This is a genomic window from Mycobacterium mantenii, from assembly GCF_001667865.1.
Lineage (GTDB): Bacteria > Actinomycetota > Actinomycetes > Mycobacteriales > Mycobacteriaceae > Mycobacterium > Mycobacterium mantenii_A.
The window spans coordinates 70180-87942 of the sequence record NZ_LZJP01000069.1; the positions used below are offsets into that span (position 1 = coordinate 70180).

Sequence of the window (17763 nt, forward strand, 5' to 3'; positions counted from 1 at the left end):
AACCCGCGACCGGCCGGGCTCGGCCCGCCTAGTCGGTTTCCGCCAGCCGCTGCTTGAGCGCGTCGAACTCGTCGCGGACCCCGGTGGGCAGCTTGTCGCCGACGAACTCGAACCACTCTTCGATCAGCGGCAGTTCCTCGCGCCACTCGGCCGGGTTGACGGCCAGCGCCTTGATCACGTCGTCACCGTCGATGTCGAGCCCGTCGAGGTCCAGGTCCTCGGCCGTCGGCACGATGCCGATGGGGGTGTCCTGGCCGCCGGCCTGGTGCTCGATGCGGTCGACGATCCATTTGAGCACCCGGCTGTTCTCGCCGAAGCCCGGCCACAGGAAGCCGCCCTCTTCGTCGCGACGGAACCAGTTGACGAAGAACACCTTCGGCAGCTTGGACTCGTCGGAGTTCTTGCCCAGGTCGATCCAGTGCTGGAAGTAGTCACCGACGTGGTAGCCCAGGAACGGCAGCATGGCCATCGGGTCGCGGCGCACGGTGCCGACCTTGCCCTCGGCGGCGGCGGTCTGCTCGCTGCCCATGGTGGCGCCCATGAACACGCCGTGCTGCCAGTCGCGGGCCTGCGTCACCAGCGGGACCGTGGTCTTGCGGCGCGCCCCGAACAGGATGCCGGAGATCGGCACACCCTGCGGGTCGTCCCACTCGGGCGCCAGGATCGGGCACTGCGACATCGGGGTGCAGTACCGCGAGTTCGGGTGCGCCGCTTTGGTGTCCGTCTCGCGCAGGATCCAGTCGTTGCCCTTCCAGTCGATCAGGTGGTCGGGCTCGCCCTCCAGGCCTTCCCACCAGACGTCGTGGTCGTCGGTCAGCGCGACGTTGGTGAAGACGGTGTTGCCGGCCTCCATGGTGCGCATCGCGTTGGGGTTGGACTTCCAGTTGGTGCCCGGCGCGACGCCGAAGAACCCGAACTCCGGGTTGACCGCGTACAGGCGGCCGTCCTTGCCGAACCGCATCCAGGCGATGTCGTCGCCGAGGGTCTCGGCGCGCCAGCCCGGGATAGTCGGCTGCAGCATCGCGAGGTTGGTCTTGCCGCACGCCGACGGGAAGGCCGCGGCGAAGTAGTACGCCTTGTTCTCCGGGGAGATCAGCTTGAGGATCAGCATGTGCTCGGCGAGCCAGCCCTCGTCGTGCGCCATCGCCGAGGCGATGCGCAGCGAGTAGCACTTCTTGCCCAGCAACGCGTTACCGCCGTAACCCGAGCCGTAGCTCATGATCTCGCGGGTCTCCGGGAAGTGGGTGATGTATTTGGTGTCGTTGCACGGCCAGGGCACGTCCTTCTGGCCCGGCTCCAGCGGGGCGCCCACGGAGTGCAGCGCCTTGACGAAGAAGCCGTCGTCGCCCATCTTCTCCAGGGCCGCCTTGCCCATCCGGGTCATCACCTTCATCGAGATCACGACGTACTCGGAGTCGGTGATCTCCACACCCAGCTTGGGGTCCTCGGCGCCGAGCGGGCCCATGCAGAACGGCACCACCCACATGGTCCGGCCGCGCATGCAGCCGCGGTACAGGTCGGTCATGGTGGCCCGCATCTCGGACGGGTCCGTCCAGTTGTTGGTCGGGCCCGCGTCTTCCTGGCGCTCCGAGCAGATGAAGGTCCGGGACTCCACCCGCGCCACGTCGGACGGGTCCGACAGCGCCAGATAGGAGTTGGGGCGCTTTTCCTCGTTGAGCTTCTTCAGGGTGCCGGCCTCGACCAGCTGGGTGGCCAGCCTGTGGAACTCCTCGTCGGAGCCGTCAGCGAACACAACCCGGTCGGGCTGGGTGAGTTCGGCAACCTCCTGCACCCATGACAGCAGGCCCTGATGGTTCGTGGGTGCTGTGTCCAAACCGGGAATGGTCGCTGAGGTCATCGAACTCTCCTGAATTCGTCTGCGTGTCGGGCTGGTGTTGCTCGCTATGCTCTCGCCCACACAATTAAGGAATTGGTGGCGTTAACTACAGGTTATCGTGAGGATCTTGTACGGGAAGTCCCGGGCGGGTATAAGCCTTCTCACTACAACGATTCAGAGGATCCCGCCGGATCGCCATCGTCGCTCCTTGAAGCGGTTTTTTCGGTGTCGTCACTACCGGCGTCTTCAGCGTGACTTTCATCCTCTCTAATACCCGGTTCGCCCAGTTCTGCACGCACCGCCGCCAGGGCGGCCGTCACCGCGGGCATCTCCCGATCCCGCGCGGCCGCGGCCCGGGCGGCGGCCAGCGCGTGCTCGCGCAGTTCGGCGTCGATGACGCTCACCGAGGCGGACACCTGCGCGCTCTCGGCCTCGTCCTGGGCCAGTAGCGCTTTGCTCAACACCGACTCGGCGACCAGCACGCGGGTGGCGACCAGCTCCTCGACGACCGATTGCAGCGACGACGTCACGTCGCCCGCCCAGCGGTCCAGCAGCGCGCGGTCATGCAGCAGCGCACGGATGTTGATCACCATGAAGGTGAGCGCCACCGAGATCGCGACGCACGCCAGGGCCGCGACGACGGCCAGCGCGGGATTGAGCCGCGACGCCAGGCCGCTCATCAGCCGGCTCAGCGTCAGCGCCACCCCGAGTCCGAACCCGACGCCCAGCAGGATCATCAGCCAGGTTTCCTGTCGGCGGGATTTCAGCGGCGGCGGTGACACGTCGACCGCCGGCAGCCGCTCGACGGGCGGCAGCTCCATCGGCACCTCGACCACCCGCGCGACCTCGGCCAGTTGCGTGTCGATGCCGTCGCCGACCTCGACGACGACCGCATCCAGCCGCTCGCGGGCATGGGCCTCGAAGCCGGGCATATCGCGGCGCGGCAAACCCGCCGCGTGTTCCTGAAGTTCGGTGCGCGCCGCCGCGCACCGGTTGCGCGCGGAGTGCGACAGCGTGACCCGCGACTGCTGGATCTGACCGCGCAGCGTGATGGTGCGCTCGCTTTTCGCCTGACGCCGCTGCTGCAGCGCGGTGCTGCGCTCCTCGCGCAGCGCCTCGACCCGGGCCCGCCGGCCGGACCCCTCGGCCTCGCGGTCAACCCGCCGCGCCACCGTTTGCAGCCGAGATTCCCACGCCCGCAACCTGTTTCGTCGCGGAAGATCGGGGTCATCGAGCTGTGCCGAGACGGTTGCGACCAGGTCGTCGACGTCCGGGTCACCCAGGTCGGGCAGGGCCGCCACCCCCACCCAGGGTGTCCGGCCGTAGCGGGGCGCGTGCGCGCCCAACGAGTCGCGGTTGGCGGCGACGATCTCACGCCAATTGAGATGCACGTCGATCTTGGACACCACCCCGACGACCGCGTCGGTGTGCTCGGTCGCGGCATCCAGCAGCGCGCAGTCCGACGGCGTCAGGTTCGCCGCCGCGGACACCACGAACACCACCGCCGTCGGCACCTCGCCGGGCCCCAGGTCCGTCGACTCCACGAACTTGTGCTGCGGCAGCCGCTCACGCAGGGCGTCGGCCACCGCGCTGACCCCGGCCATCCACGGGCCGGTCACCAGCACCACGTCACAGCGCTGAATCGCCGGCGGATCCAGCCCCGGCCCGGCCTCCGCCACCAGTGCGTCCACCGCGGCGACGGGATCGCCGCCCGATTCGCCGCTCACCAGGTTTCCCCGGGCAGCGACGCACAGGCCTGCGACCACAGCCGCAGCGATCCCCGGGCGATGTCGGCGCCGCAGGCGCGGTGCAGGTCGCTGGCCGACGCGCGGCTATAGCGCTGCCACCGCACCGCCCGCGGCAGGTGCGCGGACGGATCGCGACGCGCGCCGGGGGGCTGCCGGCCGCCCGGGTCCAGCCCGGCGGCCTCGGCCAGGTCGACGGCCGCCGCCATCCGGGCCACCACGGTGTCGTCGCGGGACAGGAACCCGCTGATCCGCTCGCCCAGCCTGCCGCCCCCGACGGCCAGCGCCTCGAGTTCCGCGACGGCGTCCAGCACCCGCTGATAACGCGCCTCCGCGCCGAGCGCGCCGATCCTGGCGACGACGGCCTCGACACCACTCATCCGGTGCAGCAGCGTCAACACCTGGGCCGGGGTCCGGCCCTGGCGGAGCGCGGCGACCGCCAGCGCGGCGCCGAACAGGTCGAGGGTGTCCAGCAGACGCTTCCGCACCTCGGTCGGCACCGGGGTGTCGGCGGCCAGGAATCCGGCGAAGGAGCCGTCAAAGCAGGCGGTCCCCCCGGGGTGAGCGGCGAGCGTGGACAGCGCCGTCCACAGCGTGCTGTCCAGGTCGTCGAGCGCGGCGACGGCAAGCAGGCCGGTCATCGGCTCCATCGGCGCGCCGATCAGCGCCGAGAGCTGCGTGCATTTCGTGCGTGCCGCCGCGACGGGCCCGTCGCCACCCCGGCCGGACAGCGAGCCCGCCAGATCGGCCTTGGTCAGCACCGCCAGCACCGGCCGCTCGGACGCCGCGATCGCCCAGGCATCCTCGGGCTTGACCACCTCCGCGAGCGCATAGACCACCACGTCGGCGTCGCCATCGGTCGCCGGGTGCTGGACCGCGATGCCCGCCGCGCGTCCGGCGCCGTCCAGGGCGCGGCGCACGGTGCGGCAGCCGACCCCCCGGCGGCCGCGCACGACCACGCGCAGGGGCGCGGCGGTTCGCTGTGCGATCGCCGTCACGCGCGGGTCGACATGGCCGGCGGCAAACCGCGCCAGCTCGTCGACGAAAGTCTGGTGTCCTTGTCCCCTCATATCCCGCCTGTTCGGTCTCCGATGGACCCCCACGCCCGGCCGGCGTTGCCGCTACTGGGTGCAGCGTCGCGGCCGAGCGGTCCCACCGAATGGTGGCACCCGCGTCACCAAGAAGCGAACCACCGTTAATCAGTTACCAGCTCAAGGCAACTGTTGGGTATCAATCCGGACCAGGGGCGGCTACATCCGCGGTTTATAGGCCACCATGGACAAATGCATGCGCAGCGCGGGGTGGCGATGTCGTCCGACACGCCGATCGGTGACCCGGTCCGCCCCGACCAGCGCTATCTCCCGGCCACGGCTTTCCGATCGCGGCGATCGGCGCTTTCCGACGCCCAGCGCCAGACCTGGGAACGGCGCTGGCCCGAACTCGGTCTGTCGATGGGCGCCGCGGCCGACGAGCCCGACGGCGGCGAACCGCCGCTGGACGCCCGCGCGTGGTTCGGCCGCGAGGCGCCGCTGGTGCTCGAAATCGGTTGCGGCAGTGGCATATCCACGCTGGCAATGGCAAAGGATGAGCCCGGTGTCGATGTGATCGCGGTGGAGATCTACCGCCGCGGGCTGGCGCAGCTGCTGTGCGCGATCGACCGCGACAAGGTGACCAATATCCGGCTGATCCGCGGCAACGCCGTCGATGTCCTGCAACGCCTCATCGCGCCGGCTTCGCTGACCGGGGTTCGGGTCTTCTTCCCCGATCCGTGGCCGAAGGCCCGGCATCACAAACGCCGTTTCCTGCAGCCGGGCACGATTGGCTTGATAGCCGACCGGCTACTCCCTGGTGGTGTCCTGCACGTTGCGACGGACCACGCCGGCTACGCCGAACACATCGCCGAGGTCGGCGCGGGCGAACCCCGGCTGCGCCCGGTCGAACCCGGCAGTGCCCTGCCGATCTCGATCGTCCGCCCGACCACCAAGTACGAGACGAAGGCTCAAGAAGCGGGCAGCGCCGTCACCGAATTCATTTGGCTTAAACGATGAGTAGGCGATGAGTATGAGCCTGACTGAAGAGAGCGCGGCGGGGGCCGAACCCGTCGCGCCGCCGGCGGTGCTGACCGGTGACGCGCTGGGGGGCGGTTTCTCTCCCCCGGGCGGGCGGGTGCTGCTGGTGTGGGATGCCCCCAACCTCGACATGGGCCTGGGCTCCATCCTGGGCCGGCGCCCAACCGCCCTGGAACGCCCACGGTTCGACGCCCTGGGACGCTGGTTGTTGTCACGCACGGCCGAGGTCAGCACCGGGCGCCCGGGCGTCGTGGTGGAACCCGAGGCCACCGTCTTCACCAACATCGCGCCGGGCAGCGCCGACGTCGTCCGGCCGTGGGTGGACGCGCTCCGTAACGTGGGCTTTGCGGTGTTCGCCAAGCCGAAGATCGACGAGGACAGCGACGTCGACCGCGACATGCTGGCCCATATCGAACTGCGGCGCACCCAAGGTTTGGCGGCGCTGGTGGTGGCTTCCGCCGACGGCCAGGCGTTTCGTCACCCGCTGGAAGACATCGCCCGAAGCGGGGTCAGCGTCCAGGTGATCGGATTTCGCGAACATGCGAGTTGGGCGCTAGCGTCGGATACCTTGGACTTCGTTGATCTGGAGGATATCGCGGGTGTCTTCCGGGAACCGTTGCCGCGGATCGGCCTAGATTCGCTGCCTGACCAGGGTGCGTGGCTGCAGCCGTTCCGGCCGCTGTCCGCGCTGTTGACCGCGCGTGTGTGACACTGGAAAACCTATGCGCGGGTCGTTAACGATCCAGTAAGGAGCTTGCGTGTTCGCCTGGTGGGGTCGAACTGTGTACCGATACCGGTACATCGTGATCGGGGTCACGGTAGCTCTGTGTCTGCTCGGCGGCGTCTTCGGAGTCAGCCTGGGCAAGCATGTTACACAGAGCGGCTTCTATGACGACGCAAGCCAATCCGTCAAGGCGTCGGTGCTGGGCGACCAGACCTACGGCCGCGACCGCACCAGCCACGTGGTGGCCACCTTCACCGCCCCCGGCGGCAAAACGGTCGACGACTCGGCCTGGCGGGACAAAATCGTCGCCGAGCTCAACAAGTTCAAGTCCGATCATCCCGACCAGGTCGTCGGCTGGGCCGGCTGGCTGGCGGCGCCGGAAAGCACCAACCCCGTCATCAAGGGAATGGTCAGCGAGGACAAGAAGCACACCTTCGTGTCCATCCCGCTGAAGGGCAACGACGACGACAGCATCCTCAATAACTACAAGGCCATCCAGCCGGAGCTGCAGAAGCTCGACGGCGGCACCGTGCAGCTGGCCGGCCTCGAGCCGATCGCCAACGCGCTGACCGGCACCATCGCCACCGACCAGCGCCGCATGGAGGTGCTGGCGGTGCCGTTGGTGGCGGTGGTGCTGTTCCTGGTGTTCGGGGGCGCGGTCGCCGCCGGCCTGCCGGCCATCGTGGGTGGCCTGAGCATCGCGGGCTCGCTGGGCATCCTGCGGCTGGTCGCCGTGTTCGGGCCGGTGCACTTCTTCGCCCAGCCGGTGGTGTCGCTGATCGGTCTGGGTATCGCCATCGATTACGGGCTTTTCGTGGTGAGCCGGTTCCGGGAGGAGATAGCCGAGGGCTACGACACCGAAGCCGCGGTGCGAAGAACCGTGATGACGGCCGGGCGGACCGTGGCGTTTTCCGCGGTCCTGATCATCGCGTCGAGCGCCAGCCTGCTGGTGTTGCCGCAGGGCTTCGTGCACTCGCTGACCTATGCGATCTTCGCCGCGGTGGGCCTGGCGGCGCTGCTGTCGATCACGTTCCTGCCGGCCTGCCTGGGCATCCTCGGCCGCCACGTCGACGCGCTGGGCGTGCGGACCGCCTTCCGGGTGCCGTTCCTGCGGAACTGGAAGTACTCGCGGGCCTACCTGAACTGGCTCGCCGACCGGCTGCAGAAGACCAAGACCCGTGAAGAGGTCGAGGCCGGCTTCTGGGGCAAGCTCGTCAACTGGGTGATGAAGCGGCCGTTGGCCTTTGCCATCCCGATCGCCGTCGGCATGATCCTGCTGGTCATCCCGCTGGGCAACCTGTCGTTCGGCGGCATGAGCGAGAAATACCTGCCACCGGACAACCCGGTTCGCATGGCCCAGGAGCACTTCGACAAGCTCTTCCCCGGCTACCGGACCGAGCAGCTCACGCTGGTGATCCAAAGCTCCAACCACAGCAAGGTCACCGACCAGCAGGTCGCCGACATCCGCAACAGGATCTCCTCGATCGGCGGGTTCACCGACAAGCAGTGGGAGGAGCGAGCCTGCCCGACCATCGCCGGCAACCCCTGCGTCGCCGGCCCGAACGGGACGACCGTGCCCAAGGACGGCTCGGTGCGGGTGATCCAGAACGGCCTGGTCAACAAGAACGACGCCGCCAAAAAGATCAGCGAACTGCGGGCGGTGAACCCCCCGAAGGGGCTGAACCTCTACGTCGGCGGCACGCCGGCCCTCGAGCAGGACAGCATCCACAGCCTGTTCGACAAGGCTCCGCTGATGCTGGTCCTGTTGCTCAGCGCCACCATGCTGTTGATGTTCCTGGCGTTCGGATCGGTGGTGTTGCCGATCAAGGCCGTCCTGATGAGCGCGCTGACGCTGGGCTCGACGATGGGCATCTTGACGTGGATCTTCGTCGACGGGCACTTGTCGGGCGTGCTGAATTTCACGCCGACCCCGCTGATGGTGGTGGTCATCGCGCTGGTCGTCGCCGTCGGTTTCGGTCTGGCCACCGACTATGAGGTGTTCCTGGTATCGCGCATGGTCGAGGCGCGCGAGCGCGGCATGTCGACGGCCGAGGCCATCCGGATCGGCACCGCGACCACCGGGCGGCTGATCACGGCCGCCGCGCTGGTGCTGGCCGTGGTCGCGGGTTCGTTCGTGTTCTCCGACCTGGTGTTGATGAAGTATCTGGCGTTCGGTCTGATGGCGGCGCTGCTGCTCGACGCCACCGTCGTCCGGATGTTCCTGGTGCCGTCGGTGATGAAGCTGCTCGGCGACGACTGCTGGTGGGCTCCGCGCTGGGCCCGGCGCCTGCAGAACAAGATCGGGCTGGGTGAGATCGACCTGCCCGACGAGCGCAAGCGGCCCACGCTCAACGGCCGGCCGGCGCGGCCACCCGTTGCGGCCAGCCTGGTCGCCGCGGCACCGCGGCCACCGCACGACCCCACCCATCCCGGCGCGCTGGAGCCGTCACGGCCGGCGCGCCCGGGTCCCGCGGAGCCGCGGCCCGCGCACGAACCGTCCCCGAGCGGGAAGGGGCGGCCGAACGACGGCGCGGGCACCACGCGGATCCCGCCCCGTCCCGGCCAGCCGACCGAGGCCAAGACGACCCGCCTCCCCGCCCAGGGAGCGCCCGGCCGCGACCGCCCGGCCGACCTGCGCCCGGGCACCAATTCCGCCGAGCAGGCTCCGCAGCCCCAGCGGGCGTCCGCGCCCGGCCCGGCGGCACCGCCGTCCGGTGATCAGACGCGGGCCATCCCGGTACCCGGTCACCGTTCCGACGACAACGACGCCGCCGAACCCACCACCGCCCTGCCGATGATGCGATCGGAAGGCACCGACCCCAACACGGCCACCGAGCAGGTGAACGCGCGCGGGCAGGGCGAGAACGGCGACCCGGCGCGGCAACGCCGGCGCTCCGGGGGCGGGCTGTCCGCTCAGGATCTGCTGCGCCGCGAGGGGCGGCTTTAACCGCCGCCCCGGCGCTGCCTAGGCCCGGAAAACGCTGAGCCTCAGCGGGATTCGCTCTTGGGTTGGTCGGGTTCGGCCTGCAGCATCGTGTTCTTCTCGTCCGCCTCCTCGGTCTGCTTCTCGGCTTCTGCGGACGGGTTGGGCGCCAGCAGCACCTGGATCGCGTTGTTGAGGAACGCCACCGTCGGGACCGCCAGCAAGGCACCGACGATCCCGGCCGTGACGCCGCCGGTGGAGATGGCGAGCACCACCCCGAGCGGGTGAATCGAGACCGCGCGGCCCATCACCAGCGGTTGCAGCAAGTGCGCCTCGATCTGGTTGACCGCGATCAGCAGGCCCAGCGTGATCAGCGCGTACACCACGCCCTTGGCCAGCAGCGCGACCACGACGGCCACCAGTCCCGAGATCAGGGCACCGACCAGCGGGATGAACGCCCCCAGGAACACCAGCGATGCCAGCGGTAGCGCGAGCGGGATACCCATGATCGCCAAACCGGTGCCGACCCCTGCCGCGTCGGTCAGGGCCACCAGGAAGGTGGCCCGCACGTATCCGATCAGCGATCCGTACCCGGCGTTGCCGGCTTCGTGCACCCGTTGACGCACGTGCGGCGGGATGATCTGCACGACGTACTGCCAGATGTTGCGCCCGCCGTAGAGAAAGAAGATCAGCGTGAACAGCACCAGCACCGCCGCCGTGACCAGTTCCGTGACGGTGGCCGCGGTGGAGAGCGCGCCGCTGGTCAGCTTCGCCTGGTTGTTGTGCAGCGCCTCGATGGCGGCGTTGCCCGCGCTGTCGATCTGTTCGTTGCGCAGATGCGCCGGCCCGTGGATCAGCCAGCGCCGGGTCGATTCGATGCTGTGCGTCACCTGCTCGGTCAGGCCGGGCAGGCCGTCCATGAACTGCAGGACGACGAACGCCAGGATGCCGCCCAGGATCGCGAAGCCACACAGCAACACCAACGCCACCGCGCCGCCGCGGGGCAGTCCCCGCTTGTCCAGCCAATCGACCACCGGCACCAGCAAGGCGCTCAACAGCAGCGCCACCAGCACCGGAACGACGATGACTTCGAGTTTCTGCACCACCCACAACAGCGCGAGCACGGCGACAAGGATGACCAGCAAACGCCACGCCCAGGCTGCGGTCTTGCGGACAAGGGGTTCGACCGAGGCATCGTCGAGGTTTGCTGACATTTGGCCAGCCTATCCGCCGCGGCGCACCGCCAAACGTCTCCCAACTGTCTCAAGGGCGTCCGCGCGTCGTCCGGAACCATCGCCCCCGGCACGATCCGGTTACGACGCCGACACGGTGGGCGATGCGCAGCGATCGCGGCGCCACCTGCACCGTTACCCTAAATCACGTGCCGCACGACGCACCCGCCCGCAATCTCGACTTCCCACCCGGGGAAACCTCCCGTGGGAAGTACTGGTGGGTGCGCTGGGTGATCCTCGGCGCGGTAGCCATCGTGCTTGCCGTCGAGGTTTCGCTGGGCTGGGATCAGCTGGCCAAAGCCTGGATGAGCCTGTATGAGGCGAACTGGTGGTGGTTGCTCGCATCGACGGCCGCGGCGGCCGCGTCGATGCACAGCTTTGCCCAGATCCAACGCACGCTGCTCAGATCGGCCGGCGTACACGTCAAGCAGTTGCGCTCCGAGGCCGCGTTCTATGCCGCCAATTCGCTGAGCACCACGCTGCCCGGTGGGCCGGTGCTGTCGGCGACCTTCCTGTTCCGTCAGCAGCGCCTCTGGGGCGCGTCGACGGTGGTGGCGTCGTGGCAGTTGGTGATGTCGGGCGTGCTGCAGGCGGTCGGGCTGGCTTTGCTCGGCCTGGGCGGCGCGTTCCTGCTGGGCGCGAAGAACAACCCGTTCTCGCTGCTGTTCACCCTCGGCGGCTTTGTCGCACTGCTGCTGCTGGCCCAGGCCGTCGCGTCGCGGCCGGAACTGATCGACGGCATCGGCTGCCGGGTGCTGGCGTGGGTCAACTCGATTCGCGGCCGGCCGGCCGAGACCGGCCTGGACAAGTGGCGCGAGACGCTGATGCAGCTCGAGTCGGTGAGCCTGGGCCGCCGCGACCTGAGCGTGGCGTTCGGCTGGTCGATGTTCAACTGGATCGCCGACGTCGCCTGCCTGGGCTTCGCCGCGTACGCCGCCGGGGACCACGCCTCGGTGGCCGGGTTGACGGTGGCCTACGCGGCCGCCCGCGCGGTCGGGACGATCCCGCTGATGCCCGGAGGCCTGCTGATCGTCGAGGCCGTGCTGGTGCCCGGCCTGGTGTCCAGCGGGATGTCGCTGCCCAACGCGATCTCGGCGATGCTGATCTACCGGCTGATCAGCTGGTTGCTCATCTCCGCGATCGGCTGGGTGGTGTTCTTCTTCGTGTTCCGCACCGAGAACGTCACCGACGCCGACGAAGACCCGATCACGGGTCCGCTACCGATCGTGCCGCTGCAGGGTGACCCGCCGGCCGACCCGACCGAGACCGCCCTGCAGGGACCGGTGCCGCCCGACCGGGATCCGGCTGATCGCGATCCGGAGAAAGACGGCAAGCTCTAGCCGACGGTGTTGCCGCGCGGCGGACCCGGCAGCGGGTTGGTCGCGGCGGGCGGAGCCGGCTGGGGCGCCGCGGCCGGTGCGCCACCGGTGGTCCCGCCCAACGGCGAGGCACCCACGGGGTTGCCGGGCAGCGCGGGAAGGCCGCCGGCCGCGCCCTGCGCCTGCTGCATCATGCCCATCGCCTGGGGGATGGAGATCGGCAACTTGCACTGCAACGACAGGTTGGTCAGCGGCTGGGCGATCGACGTCATGTCACCGGCGACCTTGGGGTTGGCCTCGAAGTAGGACTTCAGCCCGTTCACCGACTGCGGCCCCGCCTGCTGCTGCAGCATCGAGGTCATCGTCTGGTTGGTCTCGGGATGCGAATCCAGGTAGTCACCCATCGACTTGGAGACCGAGCCGATCGTCCGGGCGACCTCGCTGGCCGCGCACGGGTCGTTGGCCCCGGTCGCCGGGGTGCCGGCCAGCACCGCGACGGCTGCACCGGGCACCGTGGCGGCGATCAGCCCGGCGAAGATCTTGCGGCCCCGTCCAACGGTGGCTCTCGTCATGGACAACTCCTTCGAGTTTGCGGCGGACCACCGAGACCGGCGCCCCGCAAACGGCTACAAAAGACGGCCGCGTCAAGCGCAGGAATCCCCCGAATCCCCCGGGGGCCGCGCGGGCCATTCGACATCCTGCCATCGCCGATATCACCGCTGCCAGTCCGAACGGAGCCCGGGGGCGGGGATGTGACCGAAATCCCGGTTGGTCACCGGTTCACAACGTCTTGGCAGCGTCTTGGCAACAACGCCGTCGTCGCAGCTCAGGAACCATCAAGCCGACATAATCCACAGACTGCTGCGGTATCGTCGCCAGCACGCGTTACGCGAGAACCGGGGAGCGAAAATCCAGCAGTTAATGATGCGCCTCAGCCGCAGCCTGCGTAAGTACCGCTGGTTGGTCTTCACGGGCTGGTTGCTGGCATTGGTTCCGGCGGTCTACCTGGCGCTGACGCAGTCGGGCAACCTCACCGGCGGTGGGTTCGACGTGGCCGGTTCGCAGTCCCTGGCGGTTCACGATCAACTCGAGGAGCTCTACCACGACCAGGGTGGATCGTCGCTGGCGCTGGTGGCCGCGCCCCGCCCCGACGCCAGCTACCAGGACATGAACGACGCCGTCGCGCAGCTACGACAAATCGCCAACGGCATCCCCGGCACCACCGAGATCCCCAACCCCACCCAGCGCCCGCCCCAGCCCGACCGGCCCTACGTTCTGTCGGTGCGGCTGGATTCCCGCAACACGAGCGACGTCGCCAAGCAGCTCCGCACCAAGGTCGGCATCAAGGGCGACCAACCCGGCCAGACCGCGAACGGGCGGGTGCGGCTCTATGTCATCGGGCAGGGCGCGCTGTCCGCCGCCGCGGCGGCCAACACCAAACATGACATCGCGGCCGCCGAAAAGTGGAACCTGCCCGTCATTCTGATCGTGCTGCTCGCGGTGTTCGGCTCGCTGGCCGCCGCGGCCATCCCGCTTGCGCTGGGCATCTGCACGGTCGTGGTCACCATGGGCCTGGTTTATCTGCTGTCGGCCTACACCACCATGTCGGTGTTCGTGACCTCGACGGTCTCCATGTTCGGGATCGCGCTCGCGGTCGACTATTCGCTGTTCATCCTGATGCGGTTCCGGGAGGAACTGCGCACCGGGCGCCAGCCCCGCGAGGCCGTCGACGCCGCGATGGCGACCTCCGGGCTGGCCGTGGTGCTGTCCGGGATGACGGTCATCGCCTCCCTCACCGGGATCTACGTCATCAACACCCCGGCGCTCAAATCGATGGCCACCGGCGCCATCCTGGCCGTCGCGGTGGCCATGTTGACCTCGACGACCCTGACGCCGGCTGCGCTGGCGACGTTCGGGCGGGCGGCCGCCAAGCGGTCGCGCTTCCTGCACTGGTCGCGGCGGCCCGAGAGCACCCAGTCCCGGTTCTGGAACCGCTGGATCGGCTGGGTGATGCGCCGGCCGTGGATGTCCGCGCTGGCGGCATCGCTGGTGCTGCTCGTGATGGCCGCGCCGGCCGCATCGATGGTGCTGGGCAACAGCCTGCTGCGGCAGTTCGATTCGGCACACGAAATCCGCGCGGGCGTGGGCGCCGCGGCCCAGGCCCTCGGCCCCGGCGCGTTGGGCCCGATCCGGGTGCTGATCAACTTCCCCGACGGCGGCGCGGCCTCGCCCGAACACAGCCACACCGTCGGCGCGATCCGCCAGCGGATGTCGCAGGCGCCCAACATCGTGTCGGTGTCGCCGCCCCAATTCGCCGAGGACAACGGCAGCGCGCTGCTGTCCGCGGTGCTGTCGGTGGATCCCGAGGACATGAAGGCCCGCGACACCGTCGGCTGGATGCGCGCGCAGCTGCCCAAGGTCCCCGAAGCGGGCACCGCGCGCGTCGACGTCGGCGGCCCGACCGCGCTGATCAAGGACTTCGACGACCAGGTGTCCAAGACCGAACCGCTGGTGCTGGGCATCGTCGCGCTGATCGCGTTCGTGATGCTGCTGGTTTCGGTCCACTCGGTCTTCCTGGCGCTCAAGGGCGTTTTGATGACCTTGCTGTCGGTCGCCGCCGCCTACGGCAGCCTGGTGATGGTGTTCCAGTGGGGCTGGCTGAAGGACCTCGGCTTCGCTCAGATCAGCTCGATCGACAGCACCGTCCCGCCGCTGGTGCTCGCGATGACCTTCGGGTTGTCGATGGACTACGAGATCTTCCTGCTCACCCGGATCCGGGAGCGTTTCCTGCATTCCGGTAACACCCGCGACGCGGTGGCCTACGGCGTCAGCACCAGCGCGCGCACCATCACCAGCGCCGCGCTGATCATGATCGCGGTGTTCGTCGGCTTCGCGTTCGCCGGCATGCCGCTGGTGGCCGAGATCGGCGTGGCCTGTGCCGTCGCGATCGCGGTGGACGCCACCGTGGTGCGGCTGGTGATGGTGCCGGCGCTGATGGCGATGTTCGCCCAGTGGAACTGGTGGCTGCCGCCGTGGCTGTCCCGGGTGCTGCCGTCGGTCGACTTCGACCGGCCCCTGCCGGAGGTCGACCTCGGCGACGTCGTCATCATCCCCGACGACATCTCGGCCCTGGTCGCGCCCAACGCCGACCTGCGGATGGTGCTCAAGTCGTCCGCGAAGCTCAAGCATCTGGCGCCGGACGCGATTTGCGTGACCGATCCGCTCGCCTTCACCGGCTGCGGCCGCAACGCGAGCCAGGTGGCGTCGGACCCCGACGACGACCAGACCAGGGGCCTGGGTCCCGGGCAGATCCCCCACCAGGTCGCCCTCGGCGAGGAGAAGGTCGGCGTCGGTGCGGGCCCGGCCGACAAGAAGCCCGGCCCGAACGGCCACACCAACGGCTCCCTGGCCGCCAAGAAGCGGGTCGGCGGGCTGACCTCACGCAACGGCATCGCCAAAGCCATCGCCGGGGTGGACCGACCCGTTCATCCGGTGACCCTGTGGCGCGGGCGCCTGTCGGTCGCGATCGACGCGCTGGAAAGCGACACCGACGTCGTCGGCGACGGACCGAAATACGAACGGCGCAGCCCGGTGGAGACCACCAACGTGCAGCTACCCACCGGCGACCGGCTGCTGGTCCCGACCGGTGCGGAGACCCTGCGACTCAAGGGCTACCTGATCATGTGCCGTAACAGTCGGCGCGATTATGCCGACTTTGCAGACATGGTCGAATCGCTGGAGCCCGAGACCGCCGCGGTGGTGCTGGCCGGAATGGACAGGTATTACTGTTGTAAATCATCCAGGCGGCAGTGGATTGCCACCCAGTTGGTGCGTCGACTCGCAGATCCCAACCCGTCCGACTACCCGGAAGACCAGGGATCGGAAGCCGACGCCAACTCGGACTGGGAGGCCATCCGGCAGCGCTGCCTGTCAGTGGCCGTAGCGATGCTGGAGGAGGCGAGGTGACGTTGGCACCCGACCGACGCCCCGCACCGCCGCCCCACCGGCCGGGCCCCGAACAACGCCAGCGCGGCAATGGGCCGTCTGGGGGGCCGTCTGGGGGGCCGTCCGCAGGGCCGTCCGGCCCCTTCCAGGACCCCGAGCAGCCGGTGGAGTTCTGGCCGACCGCCGCCATCCGTTCCGCCCTGCAGGGTGGTGACATCGCGACCTGGAAGCGTATCGCCGGCGCGCTCAAGCGCGACCCGTACGGGCGGACCGCCCGCCAGGTCGAAGAGGTCCTCGAAGGCACCCGGCCGTACGGCATCGCCAAGGCGCTGTGGGAGGTGCTCGAGCGGGCCCGCACCCACCTGGAGGCCAACGAACGCGCCGAGGTGGCCCGCCACGTGCGGCTCCTCATCGACCGATCGGGCCTTGCCCCACAGGAATTCGCGTCCCGCATCGGGGTCTCGGCCGAGGAGCTGGACGGCTACCTCGACGGCAGCACCAGCCCGACGGCCGCGCTGATGATCCGGATCCGGCGGCTGTCGGACCGGTTCGTCAAGGTGAAGTCCGCCCGGTCGGCCGAAGCCAACTGATCGGCTATCTGACCGGCAGCACATCGGCGACCAGCCAGTCGCTGCCCCGCTTGGTCAGCGTCACCCGCAATGCCGGCGCCGCCTGACTGGGTGGCTGCCCCGGCGCGTTCTGCGTCACCCGCAGGACCACCGCCACACTGGCCGCCGACGGGCCGAGGGCCTCGACCCCGGCCGACACCGTGGCGGCTTGCGCGGTGACGTTGTGCTGGGCCAGGTCGGCGCTGGACTTCGCGTATTGCTCCTTGAACGCGGCCGCATGCTCGGGGACGATCATCGCCGCGGCCCGGTCGATGGAACCGGTCGGGGCGGTGGGGCTGAACGACGCCATCGCCTCCGCCATGCCGGTGGCGATCTGCACGACCTGGCGGGAGTCGTCGGTGAAATCGTTGTCCGCCTTGGTCCAGTGCGTGTAGCCAGTCGCGACGGCCGCCGACAGGGCCGCGGTGCACAGCAGGACGACGGCCAACCGCAGCCCCGGCGCGTCGTCGTCGGTGCCGAGGCTGACCGAATCGCGGCGCAGCAGCCAGAAATTGATCAGCACACCCTCGACGATCAGCAGGATCAGCACCGAGCACGCCGACACCCACCACAGCGGCCAGCCGAGCACCAGCCCGATGGCCAGCAGGGCCGCGATCGCGGCCAGCGGGGCCAGGATGTCGAAGGCGAACAGTCGCCAGATGTTTCTCATCGAATCCTCATCTGACCGAAGCCAAGCCGGAGATCATCTGCTTCCCGTCCACGTCGGAGACGTCCAGCCGCAGGCTCCAGTGCACGGTTTGCGGCTTGGCGCCGACGTTTTCGCTGACCGACGTCGCGATCAGCAGCACCGAGTCGGTCCGGCTCGCGAACGGCGGCAGCTTGGTGGTAACCACCGGCCGAGCAACGCCGGGCTGGGTGTCCAGGTCGTGGTGGACGGTCTCGATCGCCACCGCGTCGATCCGCCCGGCGCTCTTGGACTGCAATTTCTCGACGACCGCCTTGTACGGCTGCACGGCGGCGTCGAAGTCGGTGTTGAGCTCTCCGACCGTCCCGTCGTGCAGTCGCTGCAGGCTGGCGGCCACGTTGCCGCTGTTCATGTTGATCAACACGTTCGCCCACTCCGCGGCGGTCTGCATGGCGCGGCTCAAATAGCCGCGCTCGGCGACCTGGTCGCGGTGGTCGGACCAGATCATGACGCCGAGCACCACCGCGGCCACGCACAGCACACCGAGAACCGCGGAAGCGATGCCGTAGGGGGAGAAGACTTCGCCGCTTTCGGCTTCGTCCTCGCCGGCGTCGGCCGCCTCGTCCTTCGAGTCGTCGTCGGGCTCGTCGTCGGGCTCTTCGTCAACGGACTCTTCTTCGGCAGGGGACTCGGTTCGCTCGCCGTCGGACATGGC

General features: G+C 69.1%; 13 protein-coding genes. 6 read left to right on the top strand and 7 right to left on the bottom strand.

Annotation, left to right across the window (positions count from 1 at the left end; genetic code table 11):
• Positions 1-28 precede the first annotated feature (28 nt).
• The 3 genes from A5688_RS11320 to A5688_RS11330 all read right to left on the bottom strand — a co-directional run bounded on the left by A5688_RS11320 (position 29) and on the right by A5688_RS11330 (position 4652).
• A complete protein-coding gene (locus A5688_RS11320; protein ID WP_067835106.1) occupies positions 29-1858 on the bottom strand; it encodes a phosphoenolpyruvate carboxykinase (GTP) in 1830 nt (609 codons plus the stop codon).
• Positions 1859-2001: 143 nt separating this feature from the next.
• Entirely contained in the window at positions 2002-3564 is a 1563-nt protein-coding gene (locus A5688_RS11325) for a hypothetical protein (RefSeq protein ID WP_207546643.1), read from the bottom strand.
• The gene (locus A5688_RS11330; protein WP_067835102.1) at positions 3561-4652 is read right to left on the bottom strand and encodes a hypothetical protein; all 1092 of its coding nucleotides are present in this window, start codon (positions 4650-4652) and stop codon (positions 3561-3563) included. The genes A5688_RS11325 and A5688_RS11330 overlap by 4 nt, the downstream gene beginning before the upstream one ends.
• Before the next feature lie 195 nt (positions 4653-4847).
• On the opposite strand from A5688_RS11330, the gene trmB reads away from it, so the two are divergent.
• Genes trmB through A5688_RS11345 form a run of 3 tightly spaced genes read left to right on the top strand, consistent with a single transcriptional unit; the run spans position 4848 to position 9322 of the window.
• Positions 4848-5630: a tRNA (guanosine(46)-N7)-methyltransferase TrmB gene (trmB, locus tag A5688_RS11335; RefSeq protein ID WP_207546646.1), complete on the top strand. Its 783-nt coding sequence runs from the start codon at positions 4848-4850 to the stop codon at positions 5628-5630.
• A gap of 13 nt (positions 5631-5643) precedes the next feature.
• Entirely contained in the window at positions 5644-6360 is a 717-nt protein-coding gene (locus A5688_RS11340; protein WP_067907962.1) for an NYN domain-containing protein, read from the top strand.
• Between the two features lie 49 nt (positions 6361-6409).
• Positions 6410-9322, top strand: a complete 2913-nt coding sequence (locus A5688_RS11345) for an MMPL family transporter (RefSeq protein WP_067835095.1) — start codon at positions 6410-6412, stop codon at positions 9320-9322.
• A 41-nt stretch (positions 9323-9363) separates the two neighbouring features.
• On the opposite strand, the gene A5688_RS11350 is transcribed toward A5688_RS11345, so the two are convergent.
• The gene (locus A5688_RS11350) at positions 9364-10512 is read right to left on the bottom strand and encodes an AI-2E family transporter (RefSeq protein ID WP_067835093.1); all 1149 of its coding nucleotides are present in this window, start codon (positions 10510-10512) and stop codon (positions 9364-9366) included.
• Positions 10513-10679: 167 nt separating this feature from the next.
• Between A5688_RS11350 and A5688_RS11355 the strand changes: the two genes are divergently transcribed.
• Positions 10680-11870 (top strand): lysylphosphatidylglycerol synthase transmembrane domain-containing protein, encoded by a 1191-nt coding sequence (locus tag A5688_RS11355; RefSeq protein WP_067907959.1) that lies wholly within the window; start codon positions 10680-10682, stop codon positions 11868-11870.
• Here A5688_RS11355 and A5688_RS11360 read toward each other — a convergent pair.
• Complete coding sequence (locus A5688_RS11360; protein ID WP_067907957.1) at positions 11867-12421, bottom strand: hemophore; 555 nt, start codon at positions 12419-12421, stop codon at positions 11867-11869. The genes A5688_RS11355 and A5688_RS11360 overlap by 4 nt on opposite strands.
• A gap of 349 nt (positions 12422-12770) precedes the next feature.
• Here A5688_RS11360 and A5688_RS11365 point away from each other — a divergent pair, with 349 nt between their 5' ends.
• Positions 12771-15815: an MMPL family transporter gene (locus A5688_RS11365; protein WP_067835087.1), complete on the top strand. Its 3045-nt coding sequence runs from the start codon at positions 12771-12773 to the stop codon at positions 15813-15815.
• The gene (locus A5688_RS11370) at positions 15812-16384 is read left to right on the top strand and encodes a hypothetical protein (RefSeq protein ID WP_067835085.1); all 573 of its coding nucleotides are present in this window, start codon (positions 15812-15814) and stop codon (positions 16382-16384) included. The genes A5688_RS11365 and A5688_RS11370 overlap by 4 nt, the downstream gene beginning before the upstream one ends.
• A gap of 4 nt (positions 16385-16388) precedes the next feature.
• Here A5688_RS11370 and A5688_RS11375 read toward each other — a convergent pair whose 3' ends face one another.
• A complete protein-coding gene (locus A5688_RS11375; protein ID WP_067835083.1) occupies positions 16389-17072 on the bottom strand; it encodes a hypothetical protein in 684 nt (227 codons plus the stop codon).
• A gap of 7 nt (positions 17073-17079) precedes the next feature.
• Entirely contained in the window at positions 17080-17760 is a 681-nt protein-coding gene (locus tag A5688_RS11380; protein WP_067835081.1) for a hypothetical protein, read from the bottom strand.
• Positions 17761-17763 lie beyond the last annotated feature (3 nt).

Bases quoted from the DNA above. Each gene is read 5' to 3' on its own strand.
- A5688_RS11365 (WP_067835087.1), top strand. From the start codon at position 12,771: ATGATGCGCCTCAGCCGCAGCCTGCGTAAGTACCGCTGGTTGGTCTTC.
- A5688_RS11360 (WP_067907957.1), bottom strand. From the start codon at position 12,421: ATGACGAGAGCCACCGTTGGACGGGGCCGCAAGATCTTCGCCGGGCTG.
- A5688_RS11320 (WP_067835106.1), bottom strand. From the start codon at position 1,858: ATGACCTCAGCGACCATTCCCGGTTTGGACACAGCACCCACGAACCAT.
- A5688_RS11375 (WP_067835083.1), bottom strand. From the start codon at position 17,072: ATGAGAAACATCTGGCGACTGTTCGCCTTCGACATCCTGGCCCCGCTG.
- A5688_RS11380 (WP_067835081.1), bottom strand. From the start codon at position 17,760: ATGTCCGACGGCGAGCGAACCGAGTCCCCTGCCGAAGAAGAGTCCGTT.
- A5688_RS11330 (WP_067835102.1), bottom strand. From the start codon at position 4,652: ATGAGGGGACAAGGACACCAGACTTTCGTCGACGAGCTGGCGCGGTTT.
- A5688_RS11340 (WP_067907962.1), top strand. From the start codon at position 5,644: ATGAGCCTGACTGAAGAGAGCGCGGCGGGGGCCGAACCCGTCGCGCCG.
- A5688_RS11350 (WP_067835093.1), bottom strand. From the start codon at position 10,512: ATGTCAGCAAACCTCGACGATGCCTCGGTCGAACCCCTTGTCCGCAAG.